Below are 22135 nucleotides of genomic sequence, written 5' to 3'. Positions count from 1 at the left end.
AAACGTTTGACCGTCAAAGGCAAGAGGGACTGAACCGACCATGAATTCTGCTGAAAACCCACTTGATCGCGTACTGGTTTTGGAAATGGTGCGCGTCACCGAAGCGGCTGCTGTTGCTGCGTCGAAGCTCATTGGTCGCGGAGATGAAAAGGCGGCCGATGCCGCCGCCGTTGAGGCGATGCGGGAGGCCTTTGACGAGCTGTATATGGATGGAACAGTTGTGATTGGAGAGGGCGAGCGCGACGAAGCGCCCATGCTTTATATCGGCGAGAAAGTTGGCGGTGCGCCGGGCAAAGGGCCGAAGATCGACATTGCGCTTGATCCGCTGGAAGGGACGACGATTACCGCCAAGGCTGGCCCCAATGCGCTGGCAGTTCTGGCGGCGGCTGAAGAAGGCAATCTGCTTAACGCCCCGGACGTTTACATGGACAAGCTGGCGGTTGGCCCTGGGTATCCCGATGGCGTCATTGACCTTGCGAAATCCCCGACCGAGAATGTTGAGGCGGTGGCTGTGGCCAAGGGGGTCCAGCCAAGTGACATCATCGTATGCGTGCTTGATCGCCCGCGCCATGCTGATTTAATCGCGGAACTGCGCGGTATCGGCTGCGGCGTCGTGCTGATCGGCGATGGTGACGTCGCGGGCGTCATCGCTGTGACGGATGAGGACACCACGATCGACATGTATATGGGGCAGGGCGGCGCACCGGAAGGTGTGCTTGCCGCGGCTGCACTGCGCTGTGTTGGCGGGCAATTCAACGGCAGACTGCTGTTCCGTAATGATGACGAGCGCGCCCGCGCCCGCAAATGGGGCATTGATGATCTGGATCGCATCTATACACGCGACGATCTGGCAAAGGGTGATTGCATCTTTGCCGCGACGGGCGTCACCAGCGGGTCACTGCTCGATGGCGTCAAATATCGCCGAGACGGTCGGATGACGACAGACAGCGTGGTGATGCGCTCTTCCTCTGGCACGGTTCGTTGGATCAAGGGCGAACACAGCCCAAAGTAGCGGAGGCAAGGTTGCCCGAACAGTTCGAGGTGATGCTGACCGGCGGGCACCCGAACTCATTGGGGCGCACCGTGGAAGTCGTAAATAGCGTTTTGGCAGACGAGAGTCGCTTCGCCGAATTGTTCGACTGTTACCAAAGCAAGGACGAGGTTGTGCGTCTGCGCGTCTCCAATGCGATGAAACGCATTGAGAAAGAGCGCCACGATTTGCTGCTGCCATATCTTGATCGCTTTATCGATGAGATCGGTGCGCTCGACCAACCATCGGCGCAGTGGACTCTGGCGCAGCTATTCATGGTCTTCGAAGACGATATGTCTGCGGATCAACGCACCCGTGCTTTGGCGATTCTTCAGCGTAACATGGCTGAGCACTCCGATTGGATTGTGCTCAACTTCACAATGGAGGCGTTGTTCAATTGGTCGAGTGATGATCCAGCCTTGCGAATCTGGCTCATCCCTCACTTGGAGAGATGTGCGGCTGACACACGCAAATCGGTTGCCAAGCGAGCAAACAAATATCTCGCGATGACCTGAGCGTAAATGCGCGGTGAAAACGCATGGGCTCTCTGTTGCAATACCATGACGGTCGCCTAAGCCGGTCTGGCTATATCACAGAGGGGATTCGCGCAGCATGAAGATCATGGCCGCCAATTCAAACCTGCCGCTCGCCCGTGCGATTGCGGCATATCTTGAAATGCAATTGACCGATGCCAGCGTGCGCCGGTTTGCCGATGAAGAGATATTCGTCGAAATTCATGAGAATGTGCGCGGTGAAGACGTGTTTCTGGTCCAGTCGACCAGTTTCCCGGCTAATGACAACCTGATGGAGCTACTGATCTGCATCGATGCGCTGAAGCGTGCATCGGCAAAGCGGATTACGGCGGTTGTGCCCTATTTCGGTTATGCGCGGCAGGATCGAAAGCCCGGCCCACGCACGCCGATTTCGGCGAAGCTTGTTGCAAATATCATTACGCAGGCGGGGGCTGACCGGGTTCTGTCTGTGGATCTGCACGCGGGCCAGATTCAGGGTTTCTTCGATATCCCAACCGATAACCTTTATGCGGCGCCGGTTATGGCTGCCGATATTCAGGCACGCTACGGCGATCAGGATCTGATGGTGGTCTCGCCAGATGTTGGCGGTGTGGTTCGTGCTCGCGCTTTGGCAAAGCGGCTCGATAACGCACCGCTCGCCATTGTCGACAAACGCCGTGATCGCCCTGGCGAGAGCGAAGTGATGAACATCATTGGCGATGTTTCGGGGCGTCATTGCATTCTGATCGATGATATTATCGATTCAGGCGGCACTTTATGTAACGCGGCATCGGCTTTGCTGGAAAACGGAGCGAAAAGCGTCGCGGCTTACATAACGCACGGCGTCCTGTCCGGCGGTGCTGTGGCGCGTATTGATGGTTCGGACCTTAAAGAACTGGTCATCACCGACACGATCAATCCGACCGATGCGGCCAACGACTCTCAGCGCATTCGCACGCTGACGATTGCCCCGCTGATCGGTGAGGCTGTGCGCCGTATTGCTGATGAAAGTTCGGTATCCAGCCTGTTTGACTGACCCTGCTCAAGAGCAATTCTAGTCAGTCCGCCAGGGCTTCGATGCACCTTCCGGAATACGCGCAAGCTCTTCGAGCCGTCGCGCCTGCCGTTGCTCGAGCGTAATGGTCAGGAGCGGGCGCGGTTTTGAGCGGAATTCGCGCGGTGTGAAGTTGAAGAACTTGGCAAATTCGCGGATCAGATGCGACTGATCGAAATAGCGGAGGATCATCTCCTCCTCTTCCTTATCATCCGCAACACCGCATAGCTGCGCCGCCAGATCGAGCGCACGTGCGCGGCGCAGGACTTTTTTGGGCGGCATCCCGAAATCCCGTTTCACCAGCCGCTCCAGCTTGCGCAGGCTGATGCCTTGGTCTTCGGCAAATTCTGACAGAACAAGTGTCGGATCGGCAAAAGCAGCCAGTTCAAAATCTATCGAGATCGGGTTTGGCGGCTCGGGATCGATGCGCCGGATGGTACGCCGGATGCCCTCTTCCATGGCCAGATTCCACTCTTCGGGGGAATGGGCGCCGGTAAACTGCTCGCGCAAATCGGAATCCATCAATCCAAACAGATCCACCTGCTCAATCCGGTCCACGATATCATGAGCTGAACGACCGAATAGCGCGTGAAACGCTCCGGCTCTGAGTCCGAAACCCGCTGACATGATATCGCCGGAACAAGTGAGCGGCATGAACTTGGAATGCTGCCCGAATTGCAGCACTTCGTTTTCATATTCGCCGTGCCCGTCGATCGTCTCCGCCGACCACTTCGCGTTGAAGATGATGCGGGTATAAACCAGATCGTTCAACATACCGCAAGCGAACTCAGTGCCTGGTGGGACGGTAACCTTGGCCGCGACAAGCCGCGCCACCCACGGGCGAAGGTCTTCAGCAGGTGGCCGGTTTTCAGATAGGGGCGCGCCACCGGTGGACGTGCCAGATATTGGCGCGAATCCTCTGCGCACAATGTCTGGATCTGCCCCGGCGGCTGACATGCTCTACGACCCTCGAATCTGTCCCTTGTGTAACGTTATGTAAACTGTAGTGACGATTTTGTACAACTGGAACTTTCTTGTCTGGCGAAACGTCGCCGTGCGAATACTCCCAGCAACCATAGGATATTGTTATGATTTCATCGCGCGACCGGGAATTTGCGAACCGATTGGCCGATGCCGCTGGTGCCGCAATCCGTCCATTATTTCGCGGTGATTGGAAAGCGGAAAGCAAAGAAGATCATTCCGCTGTGACGGAGGCTGATCGCGCTGCGGAAGCTGCAATGCGCGCGCTTATTGAGGCGGAAAGGCCTGATGATGGCATTATTGGTGAGGAATACGGCACCCATAATGAGGGCGCTGGTCGCAAGTGGGTGCTCGATCCGATTGATGGCACACAAAGCTTTGTCGCAGGCCGACCGATCTTTGGCACGCTTATCGCGCTGATGCAGGATGGCTGGCCCGTCATGGGTGTGATCGACCAGCCAATTCTCAAAGAGCGTTGGGTTGGCGTTATCGGCCATGGAACCACCCTTAACGGCGATCCCGTCTCGACACGGCGCTGCAGAGCGCTTGAGGGTGCATCAGTGGCGACCACCAGCCCGCATTGTTTCTCTGAAGAGGAGGCCGATGCGTATCTGCGTGTGGTCGCGAAGGCGTACCCAAACAACCCGTTCCCCGTCTATGGTGGTGATTGCTATAACTACGCGTTGCTCGCCTCTGGCCACATCGACCTTGTGATCGAAAGTGGCCTTAAGCTGTATGACTATGCTGCGCTGGTGCCTGTGGTCGAGGGCGCAGGTGGCATGATGAGCGATTGGCAGGGCAATCCGTTGGATGCCGATAGTGACGGTAGTGTTCTGGCGATGGGTGAGCCAGCGCGGCTCGAGGATATTCTCGAAGCTATGAATCCATGAAATGATGTAAAATCGGCAGAAAACCGCCAAAAACACACCAAAAATAACCTCTCCTTAACTGCGTTGGTTTCCCATTCGTAAGAACTCCCCTGCGTAAAAGCACGGCATGCGAAGGCCATGATTGGTCGGGGCACACCCAAGGAGACGGGAATATGAAATACGCAACTCTTGCTGCGGTCGCAGCTCTTGCAACGGGCACAACTGCATATGCGCAGAATGTCGATGCAGCTGCCGTAGAAGGCGCCGATTCGGTCGTTATCGAAGATAGCTTTGACGACAATCGCGATTATGTGATCGAGGATAGCTTCGACGATAACCGTGATTACATGTTTGAAGACAGCTTTGACGACAACTCTGACAACATCAACCAGGGTGTCGGCTCAAACAAGCAGTTCAACTTCAACGGCGCCGCGGTTGTCGCTGAATCGGCTTTGTCCAACGTCGTAACCGGCGTTGACGTAGACTATAGCGGTCTTGCTGAAGGTGCGCGGGTCGTAAATCGCCTCAGCAACTCGGGCAACGCGTTCCGCAACTATGCGGGCAACAATGCTCTCAACCAGAACACAGGCGTAGGCGCTTCGCAGAACGCTAGCGTGACTATCGCTGTGTCTGGCGACGGCTTCGGCGGCAACTAAGCGGCTTTTTCAGATAGCCCGCACTCGTTCCCTGTTTTGCGGGTGCGGGCAACCTGATCTGCCAATGTTTCCGCTTTTGTTTCTAGGGAGACAAGCAATGACCAAACTATCTATGGCATTCGCTATCGCTTGCGCCGCTGTTGCAACGCCAGCACTGGCTGGAGAGGCGAAACCAGCTGAAAAGTCGGCTGTTTTTGCGACAGCCAAGCCAGTGAGCGAAGGTAAACTCGCCAAGATTGCTGGCCGTGAAGACCTTACTCAGCTGAACAACGCTGATCAGAGCAACTCGGTTGAAAGCAACAGCGTGGGCGATAATTCGAACACCGGTACAATCGTGCTGCGGGACAATGCGTTCCGCAATATGAACGGCATGACGATCCTCAACGCAAACACGGGCAACAACGTTGCGATCAACGCCTCTATCCAGGTGAACATCGCGCTGCCCGGCGAGTAAGAATGGCGTCACGGGGTATCTCTAAACTGGCAATCGCTGCGGCAGGGGCTCTGCTCCTGCCCGCATGCGCGTCAGTTCCGGTTGATGACAACCGGTTCCAGCTCGCAGGGCATGAGGGCGGTTTTGCGCTTGATACTGCCCCGCGTAGCCTGGTGGAGACCCGGTACGACACAGTTGTTCGGCAGCAGTTCGATTTCAGCTGTGGCTCGGCAGCCCTCGCAACCCTGCTGACGTATCACTACGGTCAGGATCGCGGCGAGGCGCAGGTTTTCGAAGGTATGTGGCGCGACGGCGACCAGGATGCGATCCAGCGGCTTGGTTTCTCGCTACTTGACATGAAGCGATATCTGGGCGCGCGCGGGATTGAGGCGAACGGCTTTCAGGTCACGCTCGATCAGGTGCGTGAGGCAGAAGTGCCCGGAATCGCATTGATCGCGCCCGACGGATACCGCCACTTCGTCGTGGTGAAGGGCGTTGAAGACGGGTTCGTTCTGGTCGGAGATCCCGCACTGGGATTGCGCCGGATGGATCGCGATGAATTCGAGGAAACCTGGAACGGCGTCTATTTTGTCGTGACAGGCGGAGCAAATATTAACGGTTATGGTTTTAATGCGGACGCGCAATGGGGCCGCGTCGCAGCTTTTGGACCGGACCATGGCATGTTCCAGCCAGTAAGTCAGCAAGTGCTGACTCTTACTGCGCCGGGCTACGGAGAGTTTTGAAGATGAAAATTGTACGTCTTCTTGTTGCGTTTTTCGCTTTTGTGGCTGCACCTGTTGCCGCGCAATCGCCTTTTGGTGATGTCGCGGCGATGGATGAAACCGCATTGGCACAAGAGCGCGGCGGCTTTACTCTTCCCGGCGGTATTGAGCTGGACATGGCCATCATCCAGGAAACCAGCATTGATGGGGAGCTCGTTTTACGATCTTCTTATACGCTGGTCGAAGGCGGACCTGTTGTATCGATTGAGCAAGTGTCTCAGGGCGTTTCGGTACAATCCGAAAGCGACAATACAGGTAGCCGTGTAACCATAGAGGTTCCAGGAACACAAGTTTCTCACCTCGCTGGCCGTGCAACGGGCAGCGTCATCACCAACACCGCCAATGACCGCAGCATTTCGACAATGACCACGATTGATCTGGACTTGTCGAACATGGAAGTCGGGTCAATTGGATCGCTTATCCCCACTCTGGGCGCACTTGCTAAGGAGACAGCAAGCTTCGGTTTTTAAGGGATTTTTCCTTCTTTAGGACTACCCACAACCGGAGACCAGACGGGTGGCATACAATGCGCAAAGCATTGCAGGTATTTTGGGCTTTCATGGGCGCCGCGTTTCTCGTGGCGCCGCCTCTTTTTGCGTCAGCGGCATCTGCGCAAGAGGCCGGCGATCACAGCGAGCTTGAACAATTGCGCGCCGAGGTCGCGATACAGCGGGCTTCGGTAGCACAGCAGATCTCGCGCGCTTCAGGCACAGCAGGCACAATTGGAGGCACTGGAAGGGCGTTTGGCAACCGCGCTTGGTGAAGAGCCAATGTTAACGGCGCAGCTTAACGAGGGCGATATTGGCGATGACGTCACGGCGTCATCACCGCCGCCCGTTGCTCCTCAGGGAGCTCCTGAGCGTGTCGCACGTGCATCGCAGCCTGTGACATCACCTGCGCAGCAGGACTCCTCAGAGCCGCAGGGCGCCGTTGGTGTCGCACCAGAGGATCAGGACCGCCAGCCAGAGGTTGCTGCGCTAGGTCGCCAGGGCAGCGCCATCACCAAAAAGGGTAAGCTGTCGGGCGAGGTTGAATGGAGCTATGCCCGCGCAGACCGTAACCGTGCACTATTCCGCGGCGTTGAAGTGGTTGAATCGGTGTTGATCGGCGTGTTCGATATCAACGAGAGCCGTCAGGATGTGTTCACGCAGAAAGTTGGCCTGCAATATGGCCTGACGAACGACATTGAGATCGGCGTTGATGTGCCGATGATTGCGCGTGGTGACACCTCGATCCTCACGCCCGTCGCGGGACCGGGTGCAGACGGAGAAACACGCGAAGTCGACAACAGCGCCAACGGCTATGGAATTGGCGATCTCGAAGTGTCGGTGCGCAAGCAATTGCACGCCCCCCGCGGCTTTGGCCCTTATGTAATTGGCGGATTGCAGGCGACCATTCCAACCGGAAAGGGTCCTTTTGAAGTCAATCGTAACCAATTTGGTGAGGCAAGTGAAGCCGCTACGGGTTCGGGCTTCTGGAGCCTGACGCCTAGCGTAACGGCCATTGTACCTAGCGACCCAGGCGTCGTCTTCGGTAGCATCAGCTATACGAAGAACTTCGCGAGTGACGTCAGCGCCACCATTCCTCCCGTGGAGATCCAGCGGGTCGATCCGGGCGATTCAATCGGGTTCAGCGCAGGTGTAGGTTTGGCGCTTAATCCGCGCCTGTCTCTCAATTTTGGTTATGCGCATAGCTGGGGTTTCGGTACGGAAACCACCACACGGGCGCTGGTTGAAGACGCAGAGTCGGTGACGCAAAAGTCGCGTGATCTGCAAGTCGGGCGGCTGCTGCTTGGCGGCACGTACAAGATCGACAAGCGCACCAGCGTCAATTTCGGCATTGAGGCCGGATTGACCGACGACGCGACCGATATGCGGATGATCCTGCGGATACCATTTGTGCTCTAGGAAATAGCCTTGGCCACCATGCGAAAACGCTTGCATTTTTGCACGACGAGAGTAATTGCGCGCCCTTCACGACACAGTTTGCGAGTCCGGCCTGGCGACAAGGGCTGCCAGGGCTGGTCCAATGTGTCTCTGATCAAAGGAGATAAAAATGCCCAAGTTGAAGACCAAAAGCGGTGTGAAGAAACGCTTCAAAATCACCGCCACTGGCAAGGTTAAGCACGGTGTTGCTGGTAAGCGCCACCGTCTGATCAGCCACAATGCGAAGTATATCCGCCAGAACCGCGGCACGACTGTCCTTTCCGAAGCTGACAGCAAGACCGTGAAAAAATGGGCACCTTACGGGCTCAGTTGATATGATTTGCCGGGCCGCCCGCGCCCTCCACCCTTCCACCCGGAGCCTACCGGGGGACAATCCGGGTGGAAGGGTGGAGGGCGCGGGCTGGCACAGAATTCTAGAAGGATAAAAACATGCCTCGCATTAAACGCGGCGTCACCACACGCCAGAAGCACAAGCGTCTACTCGATCAAGCCAAGGGCTATCGCGGTCGTCGCAAGAACACGATTCGCATCGCGCGTCAGGCTGTCGAAAAGGCCGGCCAGTACGCGTATCGTGATCGCAAAGTTAAGAAGCGTAACTTCCGCGCATTGTGGATTCAGCGGATTAACGCTGCCGTCCGCGCAGAAGGTCTCACCTATTCGCAGTTCATGCACGGCGTAAAGCTCGCCGGTATTGAGCTGGATCGTAAGGTGATGGCGGATCTCGCGATGAACGAGAGTGCTGCTTTCGCGACCATCATCAAACAAGCAAAAGATGCCCTTCCAGGCTAAGCTAGGCCAAGCTAATTGGCGGAACACATTGCTAGTTTGAAAAGAAGGGCGGCCATTGGGTCGCCCTTTTTGTTTGGGCTGTCAGAGAAGCGGTTCGTTTGCCGGATGTCTTGCTGAGAGACGTGGTCTACGCTTTGCTTGTGTCTGAAAAATGATCGGCGCTAGAGCAGTTTACATCTGATGCGCGCGCCAGAACTCGGCGCACCGTTATCGCTATTCGAGGTTGGATCATGCAGGCAACAGGATCAATGGGGGCAAATGTGCGGGTGCGCTTCGTTATGCCGCCACCTGATCTTGCGCCCTACATCACCACCTTTTATTCCTTAGACGCCAATGCGGGCGCGGATGGTCCGGTTGAAGATTGGCTGCATCCGGAATGGGCCAATTTGCGGATCGGATCATTTGGCGACGGATGGTGCGCCGCAATTGGTACCGCAGAACTTTCACCCATTCCGAATTTTGCAGTGTCCGGCCCGACCAGTCTCTCGACCCGATTTCAGGTCGCTGATGGCCGATCCTGGGGTATAGGCTTGCTGCCTTTAGGTTGGACCAAGTTTGTCGGTCTGCCTGCGGGTGACTATGTCGACAGTGTACACAATGGCGCTGAGATGGCGTTGCCTCACATGCTCGGCAAGCTACCGCAATTGCTCAAAGAGGCCGACGGCGACCGCGATAGCGAAGTTAGGGCGTTGATTTATACATTCCGTGGGCTTTTGCATCACCCGGTCCACAATGAGGCGCGAATTACGACTATCCATCAGGCGCTGGTTTCTGAGCAAATCGCGTCGGCTGCAGACCTCGCAAAGGCTGCCGGAATTGGGCAAAGGACTTTGCAGCGCTTTAGCAAAGAGGTCTTCGGGTTTTCACCGCAATTGCTGCTACGCCGCCAACGTTTCCTGCGCAGCCTGGCAAAATATATGCTCGACCCATCCATGACCTGGATCGACGCGCTGGACAACCAGTATCACGATCAGGCGCATTTCGTTCGTGATTTCAAGCGGTTTATGACCATGACGCCGCGCCAATATGCTCAGCTTGATCACCCCATTTTGATGGCGGCGATGCGGGGGCGGATGGAGGCAGCAGTGCAGGTCTTGCACGTTCCAGAGGCGTAGCACCCCCGGGGCGAAAAAGTGCATTTGCGGGCTTGGGCAACTGATCCTGTGCCGCTAGGGGCATTGCTCAAAGAGAAACTTATCAAAAAAGACACCGATCATGACTGACCTTACGACCCTTGAAGGTGACGCACTTGCGCGGATCGAAGCGGCTGATGGCGCCGCGGCGCTTGAGAGCCTGCGGGTTGAGTTTTTGGGCAAGCAAGGTTCGATTTCGGCTTTGCTCAAGACGCTGGGCAAGATGACACCTGAAGAGCGTCAAACCGAAGGGCCGAAGATTCAGCGGCTGCGCGCCAGCGTGGCTGATGCGTTGACGGCGCGGAAAGATGTGCTCGAGGCTGCTGAGCTTGAAGCACGCCTGGCCTCTGAAACGCTGGACCTGACGCTGCCTGCGCCAGCCGCTGCGGCGGGCAGTGTGCACCCGGTGAGCCAGGTTATGGACGAGCTCGCCGAGATTTTTGCCGATCTGGGTTTCGCGGTCGCGACTGGGCCGGAAATCGAGGACGATTGGCACAATTTCACCGCGCTCAATATGGATGAAAGCCATCCCGCGCGCGCTATGCACGACACATTCTATTTCCCCGATCAGGATGCTGACGGCAACAAGATGCTGCTCAGGACTCACACCTCGCCGGTGCAAATCCGGTCCATGGCGAAGCAAGGCGCGCCGATCCGCATCATCGCACCGGGCCGTGTCTATCGCAGCGATAGCGATGCAACGCACACGCCGATGTTCCATCAGGTTGAGGGGCTGGTGATTGATAAGGGTATCCATCTCGGCCATTTGAAATGGACGCTGGAGACTTTCCTCAAGGCATTCTTTGAGCGTGATGACATCGTGCTCCGCCTACGCCCGTCTTACTTCCCGTTCACCGAGCCATCGGTTGAGGTCGATGTCGGCTATTCCAAAGAAGGTGGACGCTGGGTCGTTGGCGGCCATGGTGACGACGATGGCCATGACTGGATGGAGTTGCTCGGCAGCGGCATGGTCAATGCCCGCGTGCTGGAGTTTGCGGGGCTGGACCCAAGCGAATGGCAAGGTTTTGCCTGGGGTTTGGGCGTCGATCGCCTCGCAATGCTGAAATACGGGATGGACGACTTGCGTGCTTTCTTCGACGGAGACCGGCGCTGGCTGTCGCATTATGGGTTTAGCCCGTTCGATCAGCCGACCCTTTCCGCTGGTGTGGGAGCGCGCTCATGAAGTTCTCCACAACGTGGCTGAAAGACCACCTCGAAACGGATGCGAGCCTTTCTGAAATCACAGATACGCTGAACGCGATCGGCCTCGAGGTTGAAGGGGTCGAGGACCCGGCGGAAACGCTCGCTGGCTTCACTGTGGCCGAGGTTCTGACCGCGAAGAAGCACCCCGATGCAGACAAGCTGCAAGTGCTGACGGTCGATACAGGCGAGGGTGAGCCTTTGCAGGTCGTGTGCGGTGCGCCCAACGCGCGTGCCGGGATGAAAGGTGTTCTTGGTCTGCCCGGTGCGGTCGTCCCATCAAACGGCATGCAATTGCGCAAGAGCGCCATTCGCGGCGTCGAGTCCAACGGCATGATGTGTTCGGTCAGCGAGCTTGATCTTGGCGAGGATCATGACGGGATTATTGAGCTGCCTGATGATGCGAGCGTCGGCCATAGCTTTGCCGATTATCATGGCTCATCGCCCATCATTGATGTCGCGATCACGCCCAACCGACTCGGACTGTATGGGCGTTTATGGCATTGCACGCGATTTGGCCGCAGCGGGTTTGGGCACACTCAAGCCTGCAGCCATTCCAAGCTTCGAGGAGAGCGGCGCGTGCCCAATTGAAATCCGCACTGATGACCCGGAAGGTTGCCCGGCATTTTATGGTCGCGTCGTTAAAGGCGTCAAAAACGGCCCATCGCCGGACTGGCTGCAACAGCGTCTAAAAAGCGCAGGCCAAAAGCCAATCTCGCTGATCGTCGACCTCACCAATTATGTGATGCTGGCCTATGGCCGCCCCGCGCACGCTTATGATCTTGCAAAGCTGACCGGTGCCGTGGTCGCGCGGCGCGCGTCCAATGGTGAGCAGGTCGTCGCGCTCAATGAGAAGATGTACACGCTTGATGACAGCATGACCGTGATCGCCGATGATGCGGGCGTGCATGACATTGCCGGAATTATGGGCGGCGAGCACTCCGGCTGTTCGGATGATACCACAGACGTTTTGCTCGAAATTGCCTATTTTGACCCACCCCGCATCGGGGTGACCGGGCGCAAGCTCGGCCTTGCTTCCGATGCCCGCACGCGATTTGAACGCGGTGTTGATCCGGCGTTTCTTGACGATGGACTGGACCTGCTGACCGGAATGATCGTCGAGCTTGGTGGCGGTACGGCCAGCGAAGTCGTGCGTGCAGGCTCTCCGCCAAGCGATCCGAAAGTGATTGTCTTCGACACAGGCCTCACTGCGCGATTGGGCGGTGTCGAGATTCCCGCCGATGAGCAAAAGCGCATTCTGGAAGGTCTCGATTTTGCGGTTGATGCCAGCTGGAACGTAACCTGCCCATTGCGGCGCCACGACATTGAAGGTCCTGCTGATCTGGTCGAGGAAGTTGTACGCATTCACGGCCTCGATAAGGTTGAAAGCGTCGCTCTGCCGCGTGCAGAGGGCGTTGCCAAACCCACCGCCTCGCCAGAGCAAGTGCTGGAGCGCAAACTGCGCCGTGCGGCATCCGCTGGCGGGCTGGATGAGGCAATCACATGGTCGTTCCTTCCGACCGATCAGGCAGAGCATTTTTCCGATGGCGCTGAGCTATGGGTGCTCGACAACCCCATCAGCGAGGACATGAAGGCAATGCGTCCTTCAATGCTTCCGGGTCTGTTGTCTGCGGCCAAACGCAACGCGGATCGCGGTGCGTCCTACAGCCGGGTCTTCGAAATTGGCCGTCGCTATTTCCGCGGAAAAGACGGCGCGAGCGATGAGAAGCCTACGTTGGGAATTGTCCTCGCTGGAGAACGTACTCAGCGTGGCTGGACATCTGGCAAAGCGACTCATTTCGATGCCTTTGATGCCAAGGCGCAGGTCGAAACGCTGCTAAAAGCGGCTGGCGCGCCGGTTGAAAAGCTGATGGTGATGGGAGATGCCGGGGCGCAATTTCATCCGGGTCAGTCCGCGACACTGAGGCTAGGTCCAAAGAATGTTCTGGCGCGCTTTGGTGCGGTGCACCCCGCCACTCTGAAGGCGTTTGATGTTGATGGCCCTGTTGTCGCTGCAGAGATTCATCTCGATGCGATCCCGGCTAAGAAGGGCGCGGCAAGTTTTGCGCGTGGGCGTTATACGCCGCCTGCTTTGCAAGCGATAACCCGCGATTTCGCCTTCCTTGTTCCGACTGAACTCGCGGCGGGCGACCTTCTGCGCGCGATTAAGGGTGCGGACAAAAAGAACATCGTGGATGCGCGCGTGTTTGATGTGTTCGCGGGGCAAGGCGTGGCAGAGGGCAAAAAATCCATCGCTGTCGAGGTCACGCTGCAACCGGGCGAGAAGAGCTTCACCGACGAGGAGATCAAGGCGATCTCCGATGCAATTGTTGCTAGCGCGGCAAAGCAGGGGGCGGAACTGCGCGGCTAAGCCGACGCAGTGCGATCATCCATGTCCAACCGCCGAACTTTCGCAATTATTTCTCACCCTGATGCAGGTAAGACCACGCTGACGGAAAAGCTGCTGCTGACCGGCGGCGCAATCCACTTGGCAGGTGAGGTCAAGGCGCGCGGACAAGCGCGGCGCGCCCGATCCGACTGGATGAAGATTGAGCAGCAACGCGGAATCTCCGTTACGTCTAGCGTGATGACGTTTGAGCGTGAAGGCGTGACGTTCAACCTGCTTGATACTCCAGGGCACGAGGACTTTTCCGAAGACACTTACCGCACGCTCACTGCGGTCGATTCTGCGATTATGGTGATTGACGCGGCCAAAGGTATTGAGCCGCAAACGCGCAAACTATTTGAGGTGTGTCGGTTGCGCAGCGTGCCGATCATCACCTTCGTTAACAAGGTCGACCGCGAGGGTCGCCCAGTATTCGAGCTGCTTGACGAGATAGCCGATATGCTCGCCCTCGATGTCAGCCCGCAAGCCTACCCGGTTGGGATGGGTGGACAGTTTGAGGGCGTACTCGATTTTGCCAGCGGATGCGTCGCGCGGCCAGAAGGTCCGTCCAAGGAGTTCACCGGCACGCGCGATTGCGACCCTGCAATCCCGGAGATGTTCGCCGAGGAAATTGAGCTGGCCCAGATCGGCTATCCTGAGTTCGACCTCGATGCCTATCGCAATGGTGATCTGACACCTGTCTATTTCGGTTCTGCGCTCAAGAATTTCGGTGTGACCGAATTGATTGAGGCGATTGCAAAATTTGCGCCGCCGCCGCGTCCGCAACCAGCGGGCGAAGAGCACATCGCGCCGACACATGATGAAGTCACCGGCTTCATTTTCAAGGTTCAGGCCAATATGGACCCCAATCACCGCGACCGTATTGCCTTTATGCGGCAGGTTTCAGGCACCTTTAAACGCGGTATGAAGTTGACGCCCTCGGGCCTTGGCAAGCCTATCGCGATCCACTCGCCCATTCTGTTTTTTGCGCAGGATCGCGAGATTGCTGATACCGCTGAGGCTGGTGACATCATCGGCATTCCCAACCATGGCACATTGCGGGTCGGGGATACGCTGAGCGAGAAAAACAGTATTCGTTTCACTGGCCTGCCTAACTTTGCACCAGAGATTCTGCGGCGTGTCGTGCTGGTCGATCCAACCAAGACGAAGCAGCTGCGCAAAGCGCTCGACGACTTGTCGGAAGAGGGCGTGATCCAGGTATTCTATCCAGAGATTGGCGCGCAATGGATCGTCGGCGTAGTTGGCCAGCTTCAGCTCGAAGTGCTGATTTCGCGGCTTTCGGCGGAATACAAGGTAGAGGCGAAGCTGGAGGCGGCCCCGTTTGCCACGGCACGCTGGGTCAGTGGGGCGGACGAAGCGATGAAGCCGTTTGAGGAGTTCAACCGAGCCAACCTGGCCCGCGACCGCGATGGCGATCTGGTGTTTATGGCCAAGAGCCCGTGGGACGTGAATTACCAGCAGGAGAAGCATCCTGGCCTTGCCTTCTCCGCGACTAAGGAAAGGTAAGGTTGCATCGCCTGGCCGGCTGTCGCAAAGCAGCTGCATGAACGGTGCTGGCCCAACTTCGCAAACCTTTATCTCCCAACGGCTGAAGCTCAATTATCTCGATTGGGGCAATCGTGGGAAATCCCCGCTGGTTCTGGTACATGGCGGGCGCGATCACGCGCGCAGCTGGGATTGGGTGGCGCAGCAATTGCGCGAAGACTGGCATGTTGTCGCGATGGATCACCGCGGGCATGGCGACAGCGATTGGGTGTCTGACGGCAATTATAACTCTAACGATATGGTCTATGATCTGGCGCAGATGGTGCATCAGCTGGGCGTAGGGCCGGTTACCATTGTCAGCCATTCCATGGGCGGCAACGTCGCGCTGCGGTATGCAGGAATGTTCCCCGACATGGTCAGCAAGATCGTGGCGATTGAGGGGCTCGGGCCAAGCCCGGAATGGCAGGCGAAGCAGCGCCAAACGTCTTACCCGGAACGCATGGCGGAATGGATTGAGAAGAAGCGCAAGGCTTCTGGGCGAACGCCACGAAAATATGACACTATTGAAGCCGCCTTTGCGCGGATGATTGAGGAAAACAGTTATCTGACAGAGGAGCAGGCGCGGCACCTGACCATCCACGGGGTGAACCGGAATGAGGATGGTACGTACACATGGAAGTTCGACCCGCACCTTAATGTCTGGGGTGTCGAGGATATTGCTGATGAGTTCCTGCAACAAACATGGGGCGCAATTACGGCACCGACTTTGTTGCTCTATGGCGCGGACAGCTGGGCGTCGAACCCGGAGAAGGATGGCCGGATCGCACATTTCAACAATGCTAGGGTGATCGAGTTTGAAAAGGCCGGGCACTGGCTGCATCACGACCAGTTCGACCGGTTTATGGCAACGCTGAGGGATTTTCTCTGAGCGCGACCGATACGTAGAAGGAGCAAACGTTATGGCTGAGTTTTTCGACACCTTGAATGAGAAACACATCGCGATGCTCGATAAGCAGCCGGTCTTTTTCGTCGCGACGTCCGCACCAGATGCGCGCATCAATCTCAGCCCGAAAGGCTATGACGCGTTTCGCGTGATCGCACCCGACCGTGTGGCTTATCTGGATCTCGCAGGATCAGGCAATGAAACGCACGCTCATCTTGTGGCTGATGACCATGAGAAAGGCGGACGTATCACGATCATGGTGTGTAATTTTGACCGACCTGCGCTGACCCTGCGCATTTATGGGCGTGGGGTTCCGGTGCTGCCGGGCGATGCCAAATGGGATGACCTTTCAGCACATTTCGATCTGTTGCCCGGTACGCGACAGATCTTCGACATCGCGGTCGAGAGTGTCCAGACCAGCTGCGGTTGGGGCGTGCCGTTTATGGCGTTTGAGGATGAGCGAAGGACGCTCAAAAAGGCGCATGCGCAATCCGACCCCGAAGAATGGGTTGCAAAACAGAGAGGCCGCAACACAAGTATTGATGGGCTGCCTGTCACGCCGCCGGACCGGTTTTTCGCAGGCGAATAACACCCGGTGCGGCTGAAGTTTGTCAGTTACAATATTCACAAGGCGATCGGGCTGGATCGTAAGCGTGATCCCGACCGCATTCTGGCGGTGCTGCGAGAAATTGATGCTGACATAATCGCTCTGCAGGAGGCGGATCAACGCTTTGGTACGCGGGCGAGCGTGATCCCGCGAGCGGCGCTGGATGACACGCCGTGGCACGCGGCTCCAGTTGCAAAGCGAGCGCGCAGCTTGGGTTGGCACGGCAACGCGCTGTTGATTCGACGTGGCATCGACGTGCTGGAGGCTGAGCCACTTGATCTGCCAACGCTAGAGCCCCGTGGGGCTGTCTCGGCGATGCTGCAAAAAGGGAATGCTGTCTTCCGTGTACTGGGCGTGCATCTGGATTTGTCCGGCCTCCGGCGTCGGGATCAAATCCGAGCTGTCCTGAAGCGAGTGCCAGGTGGACGGGATACTATGCCGAGCGTAATATTGGGTGACTTCAATCAATGGGGTGTTGCTACCGGCGCAATGCGTGAATTTGGCCCTGACTGGCAAATCCTCACGCCGGGGCGGTCATATCCTTCACGCATGCCAATCGCTCAGCTTGACCGGATAGTCGCCAGCTCGGATTGGCAGGTTGAGCGAACAACCGTGCATCATACCGCACTCGCTACCGTGGCATCGGACCACCTGCCGATCTGGGCAGCTCTTTCAATGCCTAAATAATAGGCAAGTGCTCAAATAATCAGCAAAACTCTTTCCAAAGCCCTAGCTGAGGGCCGATTGTTACCCGTATTTCCGCGTATATCGTGTTTGGCACGGGGCTTGCTGCATATGCGGAGCCGGGAACGGGCCCGGTGTGCCAATTAAGGGGGCTTCAGCAGCGTGAAATACATCATCGCCGTCATCAAGCCGTTCAAGCTCGACGAAGTACGCGAGGCGCTCGGCGCCATCGGCGTCGCGGGCATGACCGTTTCAGAAGTTAAAGGTTTCGGTACCGTCAAAAGGGCCAGGCAGAGATTTATCGCGGTGCGGAATACTCCACCAATATGCTTCCAAAAGTGAAGCTGGAGATTGCCGCTGCTGATGATCTTGCGCCGCAAGTGGTCGAAACTATCCAGACCACCGCCAGCACTGATGCCATCGGTGACGGCAAGATTTTCGTTCTAGATCTCGCCAGCGCGACGCGAATCCGCACGGGTGAAACCGGCGACACTGCGCTGTGATGAAGGGGGCACAACACATGAAACTATCGAAACTCGTTTCGGGTGCCACGGCTCTCGGATTTACTTTGTTCGCCAGCACGGCGGCGGTGGCTCAGGAAGCTGCAGCAGCCGTTCCTAATCCGGGCAATAATGCCTGGATGATGACCGCTACCGTCTTGGTGCTGCTGATGATCTTGCCAGGCCTTGCACTATTCTATGGCGGGTTGACTCGTTCAAAGAACATGCTTTCCACCATGACCCAGATCGGCGCGACCGCGTGTCTCGCTATGCTAATCTGGGTGATGTGGGGTTACTCGCTCGCTTTCGGCGATACAACATATGAAGGTACCCTTGGCCTGTTTATCAGCGGCGGAAGCTATTTCCTCGCGGGCACCGATGCCAGCAGCACGGCGGCGACATTCACTGACGAAGTGATTAGCAAATATGTCTTCATCAGTTTCCAGATGACATTTGCGGCTATTACCGCAGCGCTGATTTTGGGTGCGACCGCCGAACGGATGAAATTTGCGGCTGTGATGGCATTCGTGCCAATTTGGCTGACAATCGTCTATTTCCCTATTGCTCACATGGTTTGGGCCGGTGGCGGTCTGCTGTTTGAGGATGGCGCGCTTGATTTCGCTGGCGGCACTGTTGTGCACATCAATGCCGGTGTTTCGGGCCTAGTCCTCGCTTACCTGCTGGGCAAGCGTCGCGGCTATCCGAATGAGCCAATGCCACCCCACTCCATGGTCATGACCATGATCGGCACGGGCCTTCTCTGGGTTGGCTGGTTCGGCTTTAACGCAGGCTCTGCTCTGGAGGCAGATGGCTCGGCAGGTCTCGCTATGATTAACACGTTCGTAGCGACTGCTGCAGGTGCTCTGACCTGGATGGTTATTGAGAAGATGGCCGGTCACAAGGGCAGCGCGCTGGGCTTCTGCTCGGGCATTATTGCTGGTCTCGTCGCGGTAACACCTGCGGCTGGCAATAGCGGGCCATTCGGCGCGATCCTTTTGGGCATTGCTTCGTCAATCGTCTGCTACTTCTTTGTCGCCAAAGTTAAAGCCAAGTTCGGCTATGATGACAGCCTCGATGCCTTCGGCATCCACGGCATTGGCGGCATCGTTGGCGCGATTGGAACGGCCATTGTCTATCAGCCTTTCATTGGCGGTCCGGGTGATGGCTCGACAGGTGTCGGCGCACAGCTCTGGATTCAGACCTTCGGCGTTCTCGTGACTATCGCATGGGCAGCTATCGGCACGTTCGTTGCGGCAATGATTGTCAAAGCCATCATTGGCCTGAGGGTTGATGAAGAAGCCGAAGTCGACGGGCTCGACATCTCCGAACACGGGGAGCGCGCCTACAACTGATCATCAGGGAGCATCGCGGGAAAGTTGGAACTGGTTTTTCCTGTCCGCGATGCGATCAACCACTAATCTCAAGTTTGGCGGGGCCGTACTTCTCTCTCTCCTCTCCTAGGCGTCCCCGCCTACCAATGTTCCTCCTGCGAACATAAGACTATCGGGCCAGAGCATAGCGCTCTGGCCCGCTTTTATTGCGTTAACATGTTGTTGTAGTGCCGCCACAGCTTGGCGGAATTGTGTTGCACAATACTGCACATACTATTGTCAGTATTTGTAAAAAGACTCACACTTCTACTTCAGCGCTGAGTTAAAGTGCTGATTTTATGGAGAGAGTTATGCGACCATCAGCCCCCATTCGTGCTCGTTTTCTCGCCGGTAGTGCGCTTGCACTTATCGCGACACCCGTTTTCGCGCAGGAAGCCCCCGACGCTGAGACCGAGAATGCGAGCGGCAATGTCATCGTCGTGACCGCGACGAAACGCGATTCCACAATCCAGGATGTTCCCTTTTCAATTAACGCGCAGACACAGGAAGATATTCAGCGTTCCGGTGCGGTTACTCTTGAGGACTTGTCGCGCAATGTCGCTGGTCTTTCGATCCAGAACCTCGGGCCTGGCCAAAGTCAGGTATCTGTCCGCGGTGTGTCCGCCGGGCAGGTGGTTCGTGACCAACCGGGTGTGAAGGAGCAGGTCGGCGTCTATCTCGACGAGTCCGTGATCTCGTTGTCGCTGTTTACGCCCGATCTCGACTTGTTCGATTTGAACCGCGTGGAGACATTACGCGGTCCTCAAGGGACGCTGTTTGGCTCCGGCTCTGTCGGCGGTACCTTACGCTATATCACCAATCAGCCGACGACTGATGCGGTTGAGGGTACAATTGAGGCCAACGTCAATCAGGTCGATGGCGATGACGCTGGCTGGCACTTGAAAGGGGCGGTCAACGTCCCGCTTGATGATACAGTCGCAGCGCGCGTTGTTGGCTACTACACTAAATATGCTGGCTTCATTGACGCGTTCGGACCCGGCGGCGGCGAAGACGTCAATGGTGGTGAACGCTATGGTGGCCGACTGGCAGTGAAGATCGACAATGGCGAAGGGTTCTCGATCACGCCGAGGGTGATTTATCAGAAGATCGAAGCCGATGGATTCAACCGTCAGGAAATCTTCAATCTGTTTGCCAATGAGTTTCAGACCAATCCGTTCACCTTCGATGAGCGTGAGCAGTATCTGTTATTGGAAGAGGCGTTTGAAGACGAGACGCTGATCGCCGATCTCGTCGTGGAGGCGGAGCTTGGCCTGGTGACGGTGACCTCCGTCAGTTCATTCACCAGTCGCGATATTCTGGTCAGCCGCGATGCCAGCGCACTGACTGGATCGGTGTCGGTCGATCTGGGTTTTGCGGCACAAGACGTATCGCTGCCCTCCAATCTGCGGGACACGACCGATCTTGAGTCGCTGACGCAGGAATTGCGGCTGTCCTCGAATACAGACGGGCCGTTCCAATGGGTGATTGGCGGGTTCTATTCGGATACGGACCGTTTCTATCGCCAACGCCTGCCCACACCGGGTTATGACGCCGCGACCGATGCAGTTCTGGGTGCAGGAACCTCTGCGGCGGTTGCGAATGGCTTCCCGGCTGACTCGCCATTCAACTCTGACCTGCCTTACAATATCGAGCAGATCGCTGTTTTTGGCGAGGCGACCTACGCCTTTAATGACCGTTTCGACGTGACGCTGGGCGCGCGGTATTACGACTTTGAAGAAACACGTACGATCACCACCGGCGGTCTGTTTGCCAATGGTGATACCGGGCAAGTTGATGAGACAAGTTCTGACGGGGTCAGCCCGCGAATCCTGCTCAGCTATGATGTGTCGGATGCGGTCACGCTGAATGCGCAGGCGTCAAAAGGCTTCCGTCTCGGCGGGGTCAATGACCCGCTAAACGTGCCGCTCTGCAACGCCGAGGACTTGGCGCTGTTTGGCGGTTTCCAGGACTATGATGACGAGACACTGTGGAACTATGAGATTGGTGCCAAGGCGCAAGGGAATGGCTTTTACGCCAACGTCGCGGGCTTCTATAATGACATCAACGATCTTCAGGTTACTCTGGATGCCGGAAGCTGTTCTTCGCGGATCGTCTTTAACGTGGAGGAAGCGCACACTCTGGGGATTGAGGCAGAAATAGGTGTGTCTCCTGCTCCAGGCCTCGACCTTGTCTTCTCTGGCAGCTTCATCGAGGCGGAGTTCGATACGACCCTGCCCGGCGCGCTGACCACGGCGACGGGTATTCGTGAGGGCAACCGTCTGCCATCTGTGCCGGAATTTCAGTTCTCTGCCACAGGTAGTTACGAATGGCCGCTAACTGACGAAGCTGATGCCTATATCTCGGCCAGCTTCTCTCATGTGGGGAGCCGATTTACGCAGCCAGCGGACCAGGAAGATAACCCGCGCACATTTGTGCATGGCCTGCCGTTCAACGGCGCACCAGCCGACGCCGCGACCACAGTTGATTTGGAGCTGCCATCATACAATATCGTCAACCTGTCGGCCGGCGTTGATTTTGAGCAAGGCGTGACGGTCGTGTTCTATCTCAACAATGTGTTTGATGAGAATGCGTTGTTGAGCTTTGACCGCGAACGTGGCGGTCGGGCGCGTCTTGGCTTCCGTACAAATACGCCGCGCACATTCGGTGTGACGGTTCGCAAAGACTTCTGATCGGAAAGGTCAGCAGAGCGAAAAGGGGCCGGGGCGTTTGCTCCTGCCCCTTTTTGATTTGGCC

At 56.9% G+C, this 22135-nt stretch carries 20 protein-coding genes and 2 pseudogenes; 21 read left to right on the top strand and 1 reads right to left on the bottom strand.

The genetic code is table 11. The annotated features are described in order from the left end of the window. The first annotated feature begins 40 nt into the window (after nucleotides 1-40). The 3 genes from glpX to ACZ1GM_RS14905 all read left to right on the top strand — a co-directional run bounded on the left by glpX (nucleotide 41) and on the right by ACZ1GM_RS14905 (nucleotide 2578). On the top strand, nucleotides 41-1012 hold the full coding sequence (gene glpX / locus ACZ1GM_RS14915) for a class II fructose-bisphosphatase (protein ID WP_472677148.1): 972 nt from the start codon (nucleotides 41-43) through the stop codon (nucleotides 1010-1012). Nucleotides 1013-1023: 11 nt separating this feature from the next. After that, on the top strand, nucleotides 1024-1545 hold the full coding sequence (locus ACZ1GM_RS14910; RefSeq protein WP_472677147.1) for a hypothetical protein: 522 nt from the start codon (nucleotides 1024-1026) through the stop codon (nucleotides 1543-1545). Between the two features lie 97 nt (nucleotides 1546-1642). Then, the gene (locus ACZ1GM_RS14905) at nucleotides 1643-2578 is read left to right on the top strand and encodes a ribose-phosphate pyrophosphokinase (protein ID WP_472677146.1); all 936 of its coding nucleotides are present in this window, start codon (nucleotides 1643-1645) and stop codon (nucleotides 2576-2578) included. Nucleotides 2579-2596: 18 nt separating this feature from the next. Here ACZ1GM_RS14905 and ACZ1GM_RS14900 read toward each other — a convergent pair whose 3' ends face one another. Then, on the bottom strand, nucleotides 2597-3553 hold the full coding sequence (locus tag ACZ1GM_RS14900) for a helix-turn-helix domain-containing protein (protein WP_472677145.1): 957 nt from the start codon (nucleotides 3551-3553) through the stop codon (nucleotides 2597-2599). 131 nt (nucleotides 3554-3684) lie between these two features. Here ACZ1GM_RS14900 and hisN point away from each other — a divergent pair, with 131 nt between their 5' ends. The 18 genes and pseudogenes from hisN (at nucleotide 3685) to ACZ1GM_RS14810 (ending at nucleotide 22071) form a co-directional block, all read left to right on the top strand. After that, nucleotides 3685-4467, top strand: a complete 783-nt coding sequence (gene hisN / locus ACZ1GM_RS14895) for a histidinol-phosphatase (RefSeq protein WP_472677144.1) — start codon at nucleotides 3685-3687, stop codon at nucleotides 4465-4467. 152 nt (nucleotides 4468-4619) lie between these two features. Beyond that, nucleotides 4620-5102, top strand: coding sequence for a hypothetical protein (locus ACZ1GM_RS14890; protein WP_472677143.1), 483 nt, complete (start codon nucleotides 4620-4622; stop codon nucleotides 5100-5102). 97 nt (nucleotides 5103-5199) lie between these two features. Further along, complete coding sequence (locus ACZ1GM_RS14885; protein ID WP_472677142.1) at nucleotides 5200-5556, top strand: hypothetical protein; 357 nt, start codon at nucleotides 5200-5202, stop codon at nucleotides 5554-5556. Between the two features lie 2 nt (nucleotides 5557-5558). Continuing rightward, the gene (locus ACZ1GM_RS14880; protein WP_472677141.1) at nucleotides 5559-6278 is read left to right on the top strand and encodes a C39 family peptidase; all 720 of its coding nucleotides are present in this window, start codon (nucleotides 5559-5561) and stop codon (nucleotides 6276-6278) included. A gap of 2 nt (nucleotides 6279-6280) precedes the next feature. Beyond that, nucleotides 6281-6787 carry a hypothetical protein gene (locus ACZ1GM_RS14875; RefSeq protein WP_472677140.1) on the top strand — a complete coding sequence of 169 codons (507 nt, stop codon included), beginning with the start codon at nucleotides 6281-6283 and terminating at the stop codon, nucleotides 6785-6787. Nucleotides 6788-7039: 252 nt separating this feature from the next. Continuing rightward, nucleotides 7040-8224 (top strand): transporter, encoded by a 1185-nt coding sequence (locus ACZ1GM_RS14870; RefSeq protein WP_472677139.1) that lies wholly within the window; start codon nucleotides 7040-7042, stop codon nucleotides 8222-8224. A 148-nt stretch (nucleotides 8225-8372) separates the two neighbouring features. Next, nucleotides 8373-8576: a 50S ribosomal protein L35 gene (gene rpmI, locus ACZ1GM_RS14865; protein WP_472677138.1), complete on the top strand. Its 204-nt coding sequence runs from the start codon at nucleotides 8373-8375 to the stop codon at nucleotides 8574-8576. Between the two features lie 116 nt (nucleotides 8577-8692). Beyond that, nucleotides 8693-9052, top strand: coding sequence for a 50S ribosomal protein L20 (rplT, locus tag ACZ1GM_RS14860; RefSeq protein ID WP_472677137.1), 360 nt, complete (start codon nucleotides 8693-8695; stop codon nucleotides 9050-9052). A 230-nt stretch (nucleotides 9053-9282) separates the two neighbouring features. Continuing rightward, nucleotides 9283-10167 (top strand): helix-turn-helix domain-containing protein, encoded by an 885-nt coding sequence (locus ACZ1GM_RS14855; protein WP_472677136.1) that lies wholly within the window; start codon nucleotides 9283-9285, stop codon nucleotides 10165-10167. A gap of 100 nt (nucleotides 10168-10267) precedes the next feature. Continuing rightward, a complete protein-coding gene (gene pheS, locus ACZ1GM_RS14850; RefSeq protein WP_472677135.1) occupies nucleotides 10268-11368 on the top strand; it encodes a phenylalanine--tRNA ligase subunit alpha in 1101 nt (366 codons plus the stop codon). Beyond that, nucleotides 11365-13756, top strand: a pseudogene (gene pheT / locus ACZ1GM_RS14845) (phenylalanine--tRNA ligase subunit beta). The gene pheS and the pseudogene pheT overlap by 4 nt, the downstream one beginning before the upstream one ends. Before the next feature lie 21 nt (nucleotides 13757-13777). Then, nucleotides 13778-15298: a peptide chain release factor 3 gene (locus ACZ1GM_RS14840; protein ID WP_472677134.1), complete on the top strand. Its 1521-nt coding sequence runs from the start codon at nucleotides 13778-13780 to the stop codon at nucleotides 15296-15298. Nucleotides 15299-15335: 37 nt separating this feature from the next. Beyond that, nucleotides 15336-16205 (top strand): alpha/beta fold hydrolase, encoded by an 870-nt coding sequence (locus ACZ1GM_RS14835; RefSeq protein WP_472677133.1) that lies wholly within the window; start codon nucleotides 15336-15338, stop codon nucleotides 16203-16205. Between the two features lie 31 nt (nucleotides 16206-16236). Beyond that, entirely contained in the window at nucleotides 16237-16809 is a 573-nt protein-coding gene (locus tag ACZ1GM_RS14830; protein WP_472677132.1) for a pyridoxamine 5'-phosphate oxidase family protein, read from the top strand. A gap of 6 nt (nucleotides 16810-16815) precedes the next feature. Beyond that, complete coding sequence (locus ACZ1GM_RS14825; protein WP_472677131.1) at nucleotides 16816-17514, top strand: endonuclease/exonuclease/phosphatase family protein; 699 nt, start codon at nucleotides 16816-16818, stop codon at nucleotides 17512-17514. Between the two features lie 159 nt (nucleotides 17515-17673). Next, a pseudogene (locus ACZ1GM_RS14820) lies at nucleotides 17674-18014 on the top strand (P-II family nitrogen regulator). A gap of 17 nt (nucleotides 18015-18031) precedes the next feature. Continuing rightward, entirely contained in the window at nucleotides 18032-19363 is a 1332-nt protein-coding gene (locus ACZ1GM_RS14815; RefSeq protein ID WP_472677130.1) for an ammonium transporter, read from the top strand. Between the two features lie 329 nt (nucleotides 19364-19692). Beyond that, nucleotides 19693-22071 carry a TonB-dependent receptor gene (locus tag ACZ1GM_RS14810; RefSeq protein WP_472677129.1) on the top strand — a complete coding sequence of 793 codons (2379 nt, stop codon included), beginning with the start codon at nucleotides 19693-19695 and terminating at the stop codon, nucleotides 22069-22071. Nucleotides 22072-22135: the final 64 nt, after the last annotated feature.

The sequence above is a fragment of the Qipengyuania sp. JB2-7 genome, assembly GCF_055693485.1.
The sequence above is the reverse complement of the archived record's forward strand: the minus strand, read 5'-3'. Positions and strand labels throughout refer to the sequence as shown.

Excerpts from the sequence above, each read along its gene's own strand:
- ACZ1GM_RS14880 (WP_472677141.1), top strand. The coding sequence starts at position 5,559 with ATGGCGTCACGGGGTATCTCTAAACTGGCAATCGCTGCGGCAGGGGCT.
- ACZ1GM_RS14885 (WP_472677142.1), top strand. The coding sequence starts at position 5,200 with ATGACCAAACTATCTATGGCATTCGCTATCGCTTGCGCCGCTGTTGCA.
- ACZ1GM_RS14875 (WP_472677140.1), top strand. The coding sequence starts at position 6,281 with ATGAAAATTGTACGTCTTCTTGTTGCGTTTTTCGCTTTTGTGGCTGCA.
- glpX (WP_472677148.1), top strand. The coding sequence starts at position 41 with ATGAATTCTGCTGAAAACCCACTTGATCGCGTACTGGTTTTGGAAATG.
- ACZ1GM_RS14855 (WP_472677136.1), top strand. The coding sequence starts at position 9,283 with ATGCAGGCAACAGGATCAATGGGGGCAAATGTGCGGGTGCGCTTCGTT.
- ACZ1GM_RS14815 (WP_472677130.1), top strand. The coding sequence starts at position 18,032 with ATGAAACTATCGAAACTCGTTTCGGGTGCCACGGCTCTCGGATTTACT.
- rplT (WP_472677137.1), top strand. The coding sequence starts at position 8,693 with ATGCCTCGCATTAAACGCGGCGTCACCACACGCCAGAAGCACAAGCGT.
- ACZ1GM_RS14840 (WP_472677134.1), top strand. The coding sequence starts at position 13,778 with ATGTCCAACCGCCGAACTTTCGCAATTATTTCTCACCCTGATGCAGGT.
- hisN (WP_472677144.1), top strand. The coding sequence starts at position 3,685 with ATGATTTCATCGCGCGACCGGGAATTTGCGAACCGATTGGCCGATGCC.
- ACZ1GM_RS14830 (WP_472677132.1), top strand. The coding sequence starts at position 16,237 with ATGGCTGAGTTTTTCGACACCTTGAATGAGAAACACATCGCGATGCTC.
- pheS (WP_472677135.1), top strand. The coding sequence starts at position 10,268 with ATGACTGACCTTACGACCCTTGAAGGTGACGCACTTGCGCGGATCGAA.
- ACZ1GM_RS14810 (WP_472677129.1), top strand. The coding sequence starts at position 19,693 with ATGCGACCATCAGCCCCCATTCGTGCTCGTTTTCTCGCCGGTAGTGCG.
- ACZ1GM_RS14900 (WP_472677145.1), bottom strand. The coding sequence starts at position 3,553 with ATGTCAGCCGCCGGGGCAGATCCAGACATTGTGCGCAGAGGATTCGCG.
- rpmI (WP_472677138.1), top strand. The coding sequence starts at position 8,373 with ATGCCCAAGTTGAAGACCAAAAGCGGTGTGAAGAAACGCTTCAAAATC.
- ACZ1GM_RS14835 (WP_472677133.1), top strand. The coding sequence starts at position 15,336 with ATGAACGGTGCTGGCCCAACTTCGCAAACCTTTATCTCCCAACGGCTG.
- ACZ1GM_RS14905 (WP_472677146.1), top strand. The coding sequence starts at position 1,643 with ATGAAGATCATGGCCGCCAATTCAAACCTGCCGCTCGCCCGTGCGATT.
- ACZ1GM_RS14890 (WP_472677143.1), top strand. The coding sequence starts at position 4,620 with ATGAAATACGCAACTCTTGCTGCGGTCGCAGCTCTTGCAACGGGCACA.